Below are 10,850 nucleotides of genomic sequence, written 5' to 3'. Positions count from 1 at the left end.
GCGTCGGCTTGTGTATTTTCTACGCTAAACTGATTAGTTCGGTTTATTTTTTTTGGCAAGGGCGCATGCAGTAAGCGGAATTGTGCAAAATCCGGCCCTTGGCTTGGCCGTGGTGCCGGGGTATGACATGGCCCACCAAGACAGGATACACAGCCCGGGGGCAGGTATGAGCGATACCGACAGTTTCATTGATGAGGTCACAGAAGAGGTGCGCCGCGACCGGCTGTATCTGCTTTTGCGGCGCTGGGGCTGGGTCGGTGTTGTTGCCGTCGTGCTGATCGTCGGTGGGGCTGCATTCAACGAATACCGCAAGGCGCGGGATACCTCACAGGCTCAGAAGCTGGGCGATGACATTCTTGCCGCGCTGGCGGAAAACGATACGGCCGCGCGTGTCGCTGGCCTGGAGCAGGTGGACGTGTTGACGCCGGGTGGTGAGGCTGTGCGCAACATGCTTTTGTCCGCCTCACAGCTCGATGCTGATTCCCGGCAGGACGCGGTCGATAGTCTAAATGCTGTGGCCGTTCAGGGCGATTTGCCCGAGATTTACCGTGCTATTGCCAGCTTCAAGGCGCTGCTGCTTCAATCCGACACGATGCCCGCTGCAGACCGTCGGCAACAGTTCGAGGCTTTGGCTGTACCGGGCGCCCCGTTGCGCCTTCTGGCCCAAGAGCAACTGGCCCTGATCGACATCGCCGAGGGCGAAGTAGACGCCGCGTTGGAGCGATTGCAGGCGCTGCGTCAGGATGCAGAGGTCAGCGTGGATCTGCAGCAGCGCGCCGCGCAATTGATTGTTGCACTGGGCGCTGAGCCCGAGCCATTGGTCGCTCAGCAGGGCTAATCGGGCGGAACACAGGTTAATGACAGGCGAGTTCGGATTAAAATGGTAACAAGACTTTTCTCTCGCGTGGGACTGCCGATTGCGGCACTGGCCCTGACCGCTCTGGCCGCTTGTGAAGAACCCGAACAGATTTTGCCGGGCGTGCGCGAGGATATCCGACCCGCCTCAGACCTTGAAACGGTCGCCAAAAGCGGCTCGCAACCGATTAGCCTGCCATCGCAGAGTGCAAATGCAAGCTGGCCCCAAAGCCCTGGCACGCCAGCCTTCCGGACGTCCAATGCTTCGTTGCGTACGACACCTCAACGTATTTGGTCGGCCTCGATTGGGGATGGCGATTCCCGCAAACAACGAATTACGGCTGACCCGGTTGTCGCGGGGGGGCTGGTCTACACGCTTGACGCGGGGGCGACGGTTTCAGCGGTGACACCGCAGGGACAGGTCGCCTGGAGCACCAATCTGATTCCAGCAACCGACGGAGACGCGGATGCCACGGGCGGTGGTATGGCCTATTCGGGTGGCATTCTCTATGTCTCCTCCGGTTTTGGCCGTCTAACAGCGCTGGATGCCAAGACAGGCGCGATCCGTTGGCAGAAACGCCTAAACGCAACCGGCAGCGGCGCGCCTTTGGTGAGTAACGGACTGCTGTATCTTGTCGCCGGAGATGAAACCGGTTGGACCGTTGACACCAAGGATGGCCGCATTCAATGGCAGATCGAAGGCACCCCTAGCGTTGGCAACGTTCTGGGCGCACCTGCGCCGGTTGTGACCTCGGACCTAGCTGTCTTTGCCTTTGGTTCGGGTGATATCGCCGCAACATTCAAGCGGGGCGGGATCAGCCGTTGGAATGCCTCGGTGGCTGGGGGCCGCCGTGGACGCGCGACTGCGCGGATCGTCGACGTGACAGGTAGCCCAATGGTAGTGGGCGACACCATCTTCATCGGTAACCACTCTGGCCGTACCGTTGCGTTTGACGCGGGAACAGGTGAGCGTCGCTGGACTGCAGATGAAGGCGCGGTTGATACCGTCTGGCCCGCAGGCAACAGCATCTTCCTGATCAGCGATCGCAGCCAGCTGGTCCGCTTGAACAGCGCCGATGGTTCGGTGATCTGGGCGCAGGACCTACCGGGCTTTGTAAAGGACAAACCAAACCGTCGCGGTCCGATCGTGGCCCATTATGGCCCGATCCTGGCCGGAGGGCGCATTGTGATCGCCTCGAATGACGGGTTCCTGCGGTTCTTCAACCCGGTGAACGGGGCGCTTGTGCATCAGGTCGAAGTTCCCGGAGGCGCGACCACCGCGCCTGTCGTTGCCGGACAAACACTGTATGTCGTGTCGACCAAAGGTGATCTACACGCTTTCCGTTGACCAAAAGATACGCTAAAGGGCGCATCTTGAGTCTTGAAAGTTGAGAACATGTCACTGACCCTCGCCATCGTGGGGCGCCCGAATGTGGGCAAATCCACTCTGTTCAACCGCCTTGTGGGCAAACGTCTGGCCTTGGTCGACGACCAGCCTGGCGTGACACGCGACCTGCGCGAGGGTGAAGGGCGGCTGGGCGATCTGCGGTTCACCGTGATCGACACGGCGGGTCTTGAGGACGCGACTGATGATAGCCTTCAAGGTCGCATGCGCCGCCTGACCGAGCGCGCGGTGGATATGGCAGATGTCTGCCTCTTCATGATCGACGCGCGCACCGGCCTCACTCCGACCGATGAGATGTTTGCCGAGATTCTGCGCAAACGCTCCAAACACGTGATTTTGGCTGCCAACAAAGCTGAAGGGTCGGCTGCTGATGCCGGTGTTCTGGAGGCTTACAACCTAGGTCTCGGAGAACCTGTCCGCCTGTCGGGCGAGCATGGCGAGGGTATGACCGACCTTTACGCCCAACTGATGCCTCTGGCAGATGCGGCTGAGGAAGAGGCCGAAGACGACGCCCCCGTGGTCGATATCGAGCTGGACGAGGATGGAGAGGGCGAAACCCCTCTGATCACCGCAGCCAAACCGTTGCAGGTAGCCGTCGTAGGTCGACCGAATGCAGGTAAATCCACCCTGATCAATAAAATCATGGGTGAAGACCGCCTTCTGACCGGTCCTGAGGCTGGGATTACCCGTGATGCGATCAGCTTGCGGGTCGATTGGGCCGACCCGGATGGCGAAAGCACTCCGATGCGGATTTTCGACACTGCGGGCATGCGCAAAAAGGCCAAGGTCCAGGAGAAGCTGGAGAAGCTCTCGGTATCTGATGGTCTACGCGCGGTGAAATTCGCCGAAGTGGTTGTCGTCCTGCTGGATGCAGCCATTCCGTTCGAGCAGCAAGACCTGCGCATCGCCGATCTGGCCGAGCGGGAAGGCCGTGCGGTCGTTGTCGCGGTCAACAAATGGGACGTTGAGGAAAACAAGCAGGAGAAGCTGCGCGAGCTCAAAGAGTCCTTCGACCGGCTGCTGCCGCAACTGCGGGGCGCACCTCTGATCACCGTGTCGGCCAAAACGGGCCGGGGGCTGGAACGTTTGCGCGCCGCCATCTTGCGTGCGCATGATATCTGGAATCGCCGCGTGCCCACCGCCGCGCTGAACCGCTGGCTGACCGCCATGCTCGAGCAGCACCCGCCGCCAGCCCCGCAAGGCCGCCGCATCAAGCTGCGCTACATGACCCAGGCAAAGACACGGCCGCCGGGCTTTGTCGTGATGTGCTCGCATCCCGACAAGATGCCGGCCAGCTATACCCGCTATCTGGTCAACGGCCTGCGTGAAGACTTTGACATGCCTGGTACGCCGATCCGTCTGACGCTGCGCGGGCAAGGTGACAAGAACCCTTATAAGGGGCGGCGCAAGAAAAACGCCGGTGCCTTGGCCAAACACCTCAAGGGACGCGCGTAACTGCGCCAATTTTCAGCATTTTCAGTGCAAGGGCGTGACAGCGCTCTTTCTGCACGCTAGCATTCAGGAGCGTGCATTTGTTTCCTGTGCGCGGCCCGTCCTGCGGCGGGTCTGAATTCCTTTTGCTTCTCATTTAACCGGGCCATCGTGGGAGAGGGCTTGATGAATCTAAGAGACTACACGCGGCAATACGCGGTTCAGGACAACAGGCTTGCAGCCCTGAGCTATTTCGGAACCTTCGCCGTCTATTTTGCCTCGCTGGCCCTGGCGATCGTGAATGTGGACCATTGGTATGTCATGGTTCCAGCTGGGATTGTTTTTGCGTTTTCCGCTGTGCGACTTTACGTGCTGCAACATGACTGCGGCCATCATTCCCTGTTCGAAACGCGCCAGCAGAATGAATGGGCAGGGCACGGCCTGTCGCCTTTCACCTTTGCCCCTTTTGAGGTGATGAAACAGAACCACAATCTGCACCATGCGGGGATCGGCAACCTCGAGCATCGGGAGACCGGTGAAATCCACACAATGACCCTGCGGGAATGGAACGAGGCGGACTGGCTCAAACGTCTTGTCTATCGCCTGTACCGCAACCCGTTCATTCTCGTGCCTGTGGGCGCTCTGTTCACCTATTTCATACGCTACCGTTGGCCCAAAAACACTGTACGGTTTGGCGTGAAGGGCGTTGTTCTGCACAACCTCTCGATCGCCGTTTTTCTCGGGCTGCTCTACCTGATCGCCGGGACGACCGGTATTCTGGTCTGGCTAGTGTTTTCCTTGCTGGGTGGGATGCTGGGCGTATTCCTCGTCTATCTACAGCACAATTTCGAGGACACATATTGGGATCGTCGACCGGATCTGGATCCGCAAATCGCGGCTCTTCAGGGCTCGTCAGCGCTGGATTTCGGTTGGTGGTTCGACAACGCGGTGGCCTGTATCACCTTGCACGATATTCACCATTTCAACGCCCGTATCCCGTCCTACCGGTTGCGTGAATGCCACTATAACCTGCCGCCCGAATACACGCCGCGTCGGATCAAGTTCCCCGAAGCCGTGGCAGCGTTGAACCTGAAACTATGGGACGAAGACGCCAAACGGCTGGTGCCATTTCCGAAAAAAGGGCAGACTGCTGACTTGGCCCATGGATCGTCATAGGCGCAGCTCTGCTTGAAGAGCGTATATCCTGTGTATATACAGGTGACCAGGGAGACAGAGAAAGGACCCAGAATGACCGCATTGACCGAGATAAAAGGCGTTGGCGATACGCTCGCCAAAGGTTTGGCCGATAACGGTTTCAAGACCGCCGAAGCCGTTGCGAAAGCGAAACCGGACGATCTGGTCAAGGTCCCCCGCGTTGGTGTGGCGCGCGCAGCGGTCCTGATTGCCGCTGCAAAAGAGGCGACTGCTGCGAAACCGGCGGCTGCCAAACCAGCCCCTCGTCGCGCAGCCGCCCGGAAACCTGCTGCCCGCAAGCCCGCTACGCGTAAACCGGCGGCTCGACGTCCCGCTGCGCGCAAGACAGTTGTCGCCGCCGCTGCCGAGAAGCGCGCCGCCGAAGCTGCACGCAAAGCCGCCGAGGAAAAAGCCGCTGCAGAAGCCGCAGAGGCGAAGGCCAAGAAGAAAGCCAAGGCAAAAGCCAAGGCTGAGAAAGCTGCGAAAAAGCGGGCCGAGATGGAGGCCGCGTTCTCAAAGGCCAAGGATAAGGTTAAAGCCAAGTCCAAGAAGGGGAAGAAATCCAAGAAGGACGACAAGTCCAAGAAGGCCGACAAGAAGAAAGATACAGGCAAAAAGGACGCCAAGAAGTCGGACAAAAAATCTGACAAGAAGAAGGATAAGAAAAAGGCGAAGAAGTAACTCTTCCTCGCCCTTTCATGTGTTTCGAACCGGCACCGTGCAACGCGGATGCCGGTTTTCTTATGCCAATGTACCGTCCAGCTGTAGCGTCAGCTTGCCACCCAGATAGGGGGCAAGGACATCGGGCAGGCTGACCGTGCCGTCTGCGTTCTGACCGTTTTCCAGCACGGCGATTAGGCAGCGACCCACCGCAAGGCCAGAGCCGTTCAGCGTGTGGACATATTCTGGTTTGCCACCGCCTTCGGGCCGGAAACGCGCATTCATGCGGCGGGCCTGAAAATCGCCGCAGGTTGAGACCGAGCTGATCTCGCGATAGGTGTCCTGACCGGGAAGCCATGCCTCGATGTCAAAGGTACGGCGGGCGCCAAAGCCCATGTCGCCGGTACACAGAATAACGGTGCGATACGGCACGCCCAGCTTTTCCAGAATGCCCTCGGCGCAGCGAACCATGCGTTTTTGTTCGTCATCAGAGGTCTCGGGATGGGTGATCGAGACCATCTCGACCTTTTCGAACTGGTGCTGACGCAGCATTCCGCGGGTGTCTTTGCCCGCCGAACCGGCCTCGGACCGGAAGCAGAGCGAATGCGCGGTATATCGGCGGGGCAGGTAGCTTTCTTCTATCATCGTATCGTTGACGATGTTGGTCAGCGAAACCTCGGAGGTCGGGATCAACCACCAACCTTCGCGGGTCTGATAGCTGTCCTCGCCGAATTTCGGCAGCTGGCCGGTGCCCTGCATCATTTCGGACAGAACCAGAACCGGGCCGTTGACCTCGGTCAGTCCGTTTTCGTTGATATGCGTGTCCAGCATGAACTGGGCCAGTGCACGGTGGATACGCGCAACGCCGCCGGACAGCAGCACAAAGCGCGAGCCAGAGAGTTTCGCGGCGGTTTCGAAATCCATACCGTTTTGAACGGCCTCAATCTCAAAATGCTCTTTTGGGGCAAAGTCCATTTCGCGCGGGGTACCCCAACGGCTCACCTCGACATTGTCGTTCTCGTCGGCGCCCTCTGGCACATCGTCGGCGGGTAGGTTGGCAATACGGATCAGTTGGTCTGTCAGCAGAGCGTCCAGATCCTTGGCCTCGGTCTGCATCCGGGCGATTTCGGCCTTCTTTTCAGCTACTAGCGCGCGCAGGCGTTCAAATTCGGCCTCATCCCCGCGGGCTTTGGCTGCGCCGACCTCTTTGCTGGCCTTGTTCTGTTCGGCCTGCGCGGTTTCAGCGGCCAAAATCTTGGCGCGGCGGCTTTCGTCCAGCCGCAGCAGGTCTGACGACACCGGCGCGTCCCCACGGCGCGCGAGTGCGGCGTCGAAAGCGGCTGGGTTTTCGCGAATGGCGCGGATGTCGTGCATAGTTCAGATCCTTGAATGCAGTGAATCACTGCGACTGCTTATGCACCATATATCTCGGAGGGTGTAGCGCTGGTTAACCAAACTGCGCCTAACTGTCCGGCTCCTCATCGTGATGAGCCAGATGTCCGTCCCATTCCCCGGTCGGGATCTTTGGTTCGGGCGGATCAGCGATGTAGGAGGGGGTCATGATCTGCACGTTATTCTCGTTGAAAACGGCCACAATGTTGCGATGTAGATCTGACCGGATCTTGGGAATAATGCTGCCTCGGGTCGTGTATCCGTTGATCTGGTAGTTGATCGCGTAGTCGGCCAGCGCGGTCCACAGGACAAAGGGTTCAGGCTTGGACTTGATCCCCTTGGTGCGATTGGCGGCCTCGATCAGCATCGCCTCGATCTTTTCGGGTGGCTCTTCATAGCCGATGCCAACGGTTGTGTGCAGCAACAGCCCGCTGCCATCTGTTTTCTTCGAAAAATTCACCACGTCCGAATTCATCAGCTGCGCGTTGGGGATCGAGATCAACTCGTTCTTGATGGATTTCAGATGTGTTTCCATCAGCTTGATTTGCACCACGTCGCCGATGTGATCCCCGATCTGAATACGGTCCCCGATCGAGGTTGAGCGGCGATAGATCACGAATAGCCCGGCCAGCATGTTCGACACGACCGAGTTCGCGCCTAACGACAGCATCGCACCGACCAGAATGGTCAGGCCCTGAAACGCCGCCGAATCCGAGCCTGGAATGTAGGGAACGGCAAAGACCAGTGCGATCAGGATCACGACAACTCGGGCGATGTTGAAGGTGGGGTTAACCCAATGCTTCTCAAAATCCCCCATATCGAACGATCCTGCTTCGACGGCGTCGAAGAAGACCCGCATGCCCTTGATAATATACATAGTTACCCATGCGATCAGGCCAAGCATGATCATGTTTGGGATATAGCTGAGGATGCCTTTGAAGATAAGGAGGACCGGCTCGGTCAGATAGGTCAGCAGCAATTGCGCGAAATACCGGGTTTCGGCAAAGGCCAATAAGACGAACGACAGGTAGTAGTAGAAACCCAGGAAGAAAATCACCAGCAGAGCGAAATTTAGACCGTAACGCACCAAGGCTGCAATGGCCTCGGCTTGAACGCTCTTGGCCGTGGCGGTTTCCACGTCCTTCAGGTAGCGCTTCACGAATCTCAGTGTCCGCCGCCGTATCCTGCGGTGCAGCCACAAGATCATCACGATAAAGACAACGAAGCCCAAGGTCCAAGCCGCGGCTTCGATAGCACCTGAAACCCGCGCCTGTTCTGTTCGATTCAAACGGTAGGCCTCAATAGCCTGTTTGATCGCATTGCCGTGCAGAACGCTGACAACGCTGAGTTCCATCTGGTCCAATTCTGCATCGGCTTCGGTGACGATCGAAACCCGTTCACCATCAACCAGAACCCAGGTGCCGAACTCGGTTTCCTCAAAGCTGATCGTGACCTCGGACGCGTCCGACGCTTCGGCGATTTCTATGATCTTGTCTTGAACTTCTTCGGCACGCTCGGGGGCGGGTAGTGCGCTTGAGCCTCGAACCTGAAACAGAACGTCCCCGTCGATTATGACTGGGGCCATAAAAGATTCTGATTCTGCAGCTTCTGGCACAGGCGTATCGGTCGGTGACTCTTGTGCCTCGACAGGTTGGCTTAGCCAAAGGGCTGCTGCCATTGCAGTCAGCAAATAACGTAGCGAATGGAAGGGTTTGAATTGCCGTGCCATGTGTTCCCCTTGTTGGGAACTATACCCGGTTTGAACAGTGTTCCTAGGACATATCTGCAACGTTTTGACGGTTCTTGTGGCGGCAGGTGTGCGTTCAGGTAGGTCACGCTGCCGCCATTGCTTGCAAACACGCATATCAGCGCATAGGTTCCCGCCAAATTTGCGGAACGGTGCCGCAGGTCAAAGAAAAAGGAATATCCCATGGAAGGTGGCGCAATCGCCCAGTTTCTCCCGCTGATCCTGATCTTCGCGATCATGTATTTCCTGCTGATCCGTCCGCAGCAAAAGAAGATGAAAGAACACCAGGCCATGGTCGAAGCTGTGCGCCGTGGCGATCAGGTCGTCACACAGGGTGGTCTGATCGGCAAGGTGTCGAAGGTCAAGGAAGGCGACAACGAGATCGAGGTCGAGATCGCCGAGGGCGTTAAGGTTCGTGTGGTCAAGTCAACCATCGCTCAGGTTCTGAACAAGACCGAACCTGCGAAGTAACTTCGCCTTACAATTCCTTGAAAAGGCAGGGTTATGCTGCAAATTGATACCTGGAAGCGGGTTCTGATCTGGCTGGTCTGTGTGACCGGCCTGCTCTTGGCTCTGCCGAATGCGTTCTACACGCGGGTCGAACAATCTAATGACGCCAAAGCCGCGATTGAGCTTGGCGCGGATACGCCCGAAAATCAGGCCGAAGCGGCGCTGTGGCCGAACTGGCTGCCGTCCTCCTTGGTCAATCTGGGCCTCGATCTGCGGGGCGGTGCGCATCTGCTGGCCGAGGTCAAGGTCGAGGATGTCTACGAATCCCGCATGGAGGCGATGTGGCCCGAAATCCGCGACGCCCTGCGGGATGAGCGTTCCACCGTTGGTACGATCCGTCGTCAGGACTCGGACCCCGATCAGATTCGCGTCCGCATCAGCCAGCCCGAGGGGATGTCTCGTGCGCTCGAAACCGTTCGTGGTCTGGCCCGTCAAGTGCAGACACTGACAGGTGTAGGTGCGACCGATATCGAAGCTTTTGCCGATGGCGATACAATCGTTGTGCAGCTCTCCGAGGCGGAGAAGCTGGCCTCGGATGATCGCACCGTGCGTCAATCGCTTGAGATCGTGCGCCGCCGGATTGACGAGGTTGGTACGCGTGAACCCACCATTCAGCGCCAAGGTGCAGACCGTATCCTGATTCAGGTTCCCGGGATCGGAAGTGCAGGCGAGCTGAAAGAGATCATCGGCACGACGGCGCAGCTGACTTTCAACCCGGTTGTCGGTCGTGGCACGGACCCGGATGCCGTTGCAGGCATCGGTGAAGAAGTGGTGCCGTCGATTGACGAAAGCGGTGTGTACTACACGCTTGAATCCTCTCCTGTCGTGACTGGGGAGGAACTGGTTGATGCGCAGCCCTCGTTTGATCAGAACGGACGTCCCGCCGTCAGTTTCCGGTTCAACACATCGGGCGCGCGCAAATTCGGCGACTACACGCTGGAAAATATCGGCGCACCTTTCGCGATTGTGTTGGATGATGAGGTGATCTCGGCCCCTGTGATCCAAAGCCACATTCCCGGCGGCTCAGGCATCATCACCGGCAACTTCACGGTCGAGGAAAGCACCAATCTCGCCATCCTGCTGCGGGCAGGGGCCTTGCCTGCCGAGCTGGAGTTCCTCGAAGAACGCACCATCGGCCCCGAATTGGGTCAGGACAGCATAGACGCCGGTAAAGTCGCCACTATGGTAGCCTTTGCCGCGGTGCTGGTGTTCATGGCGCTCAGCTACGGTTTGTTTGGCCTTTTCGCCAACATTGCCTTGATCATCAACGTGGGCCTTTTGTTCGGACTGCTGTCGCTGATCGGCGCCACGCTGACCCTGCCGGGCATTGCGGGTATTGTTCTGACGGTCGGTATGGCCGTGGACGCCAACGTGCTGATTTTCGAACGTATCCGAGAGGAACTGAAATCTGCCAAAGGTCCCGCGCGTGCGATTGAGCTGGGCTATGAAAAGGCCCTGTCGGCCATCGCGGATGCCAACGTGACCACCTTCATCACGGCGGTGATCCTGTTTGCCATGGGCAGCGGCCCCGTGCGCGGATTCGCCATCACTCTGGGCCTGGGTATCCTGACCTCGGTCTTCACCGCGATCTTCGTGACGCGCCTGATGGTCGTCATGTGGTTCGAACGCCGCCGTCCGAAAACGATCGAGGTTTGA

At 58.4% G+C, this 10,850-nt stretch carries 9 protein-coding genes; 7 read left to right on the top strand and 2 right to left on the bottom strand.

Annotated features, from left to right (window positions below; genetic code table 11):
- The first annotated feature begins 166 nt into the window (after nucleotides 1-166).
- The 5 genes from ACP15L_RS02915 (at nucleotide 167) to ACP15L_RS02895 (ending at nucleotide 5,566) form a co-directional block, all read left to right on the top strand.
- Nucleotides 167-838: a hypothetical protein gene (locus ACP15L_RS02915; protein ID WP_425083047.1), complete on the top strand. Its 672-nt coding sequence runs from the start codon at nucleotides 167-169 to the stop codon at nucleotides 836-838.
- Nucleotides 839-880: 42 nt separating this feature from the next.
- Complete coding sequence (locus tag ACP15L_RS02910) at nucleotides 881-2,203, top strand: PQQ-binding-like beta-propeller repeat protein (protein ID WP_425083046.1); 1,323 nt, start codon at nucleotides 881-883, stop codon at nucleotides 2,201-2,203.
- Between the two features lie 48 nt (nucleotides 2,204-2,251).
- A complete protein-coding gene (gene der, locus ACP15L_RS02905) occupies nucleotides 2,252-3,715 on the top strand; it encodes a ribosome biogenesis GTPase Der (RefSeq protein ID WP_170458932.1) in 1,464 nt (487 codons plus the stop codon).
- Between the two features lie 162 nt (nucleotides 3,716-3,877).
- Nucleotides 3,878-4,867 carry a fatty acid desaturase gene (locus ACP15L_RS02900; protein ID WP_425083045.1) on the top strand — a complete coding sequence of 330 codons (990 nt, stop codon included), beginning with the start codon at nucleotides 3,878-3,880 and terminating at the stop codon, nucleotides 4,865-4,867.
- Nucleotides 4,868-4,939: 72 nt separating this feature from the next.
- Nucleotides 4,940-5,566: a helix-hairpin-helix domain-containing protein gene (locus ACP15L_RS02895; RefSeq protein WP_425083044.1), complete on the top strand. Its 627-nt coding sequence runs from the start codon at nucleotides 4,940-4,942 to the stop codon at nucleotides 5,564-5,566.
- A 60-nt stretch (nucleotides 5,567-5,626) separates the two neighbouring features.
- On the opposite strand, the gene serS is transcribed toward ACP15L_RS02895, so the two are convergent.
- Nucleotides 5,627-6,919 carry a serine--tRNA ligase gene (gene serS / locus ACP15L_RS02890; RefSeq protein WP_425083043.1) on the bottom strand — a complete coding sequence of 431 codons (1,293 nt, stop codon included), beginning with the start codon at nucleotides 6,917-6,919 and terminating at the stop codon, nucleotides 5,627-5,629.
- Between the two features lie 88 nt (nucleotides 6,920-7,007).
- Nucleotides 7,008-8,522, bottom strand: coding sequence for a mechanosensitive ion channel family protein (locus tag ACP15L_RS02885; RefSeq protein ID WP_425083042.1), 1,515 nt, complete (start codon nucleotides 8,520-8,522; stop codon nucleotides 7,008-7,010).
- Between the two features lie 345 nt (nucleotides 8,523-8,867).
- Here ACP15L_RS02885 and yajC point away from each other — a divergent pair, with 345 nt between their 5' ends.
- The gene (yajC, locus tag ACP15L_RS02880; RefSeq protein ID WP_155151194.1) at nucleotides 8,868-9,155 is read left to right on the top strand and encodes a preprotein translocase subunit YajC; all 288 of its coding nucleotides are present in this window, start codon (nucleotides 8,868-8,870) and stop codon (nucleotides 9,153-9,155) included.
- 33 nt (nucleotides 9,156-9,188) lie between these two features.
- On the top strand, nucleotides 9,189-10,850 hold the full coding sequence (secD, locus tag ACP15L_RS02875; RefSeq protein ID WP_425083041.1) for a protein translocase subunit SecD: 1,662 nt from the start codon (nucleotides 9,189-9,191) through the stop codon (nucleotides 10,848-10,850).

The sequence above is a fragment of the Ruegeria profundi genome (genome assembly GCF_049800715.1).
Taxonomy (GTDB): domain Bacteria; phylum Pseudomonadota; class Alphaproteobacteria; order Rhodobacterales; family Rhodobacteraceae; genus Ruegeria; species Ruegeria profundi_A.
This window is presented reverse-complemented; position numbering and strand designations above follow the sequence as displayed.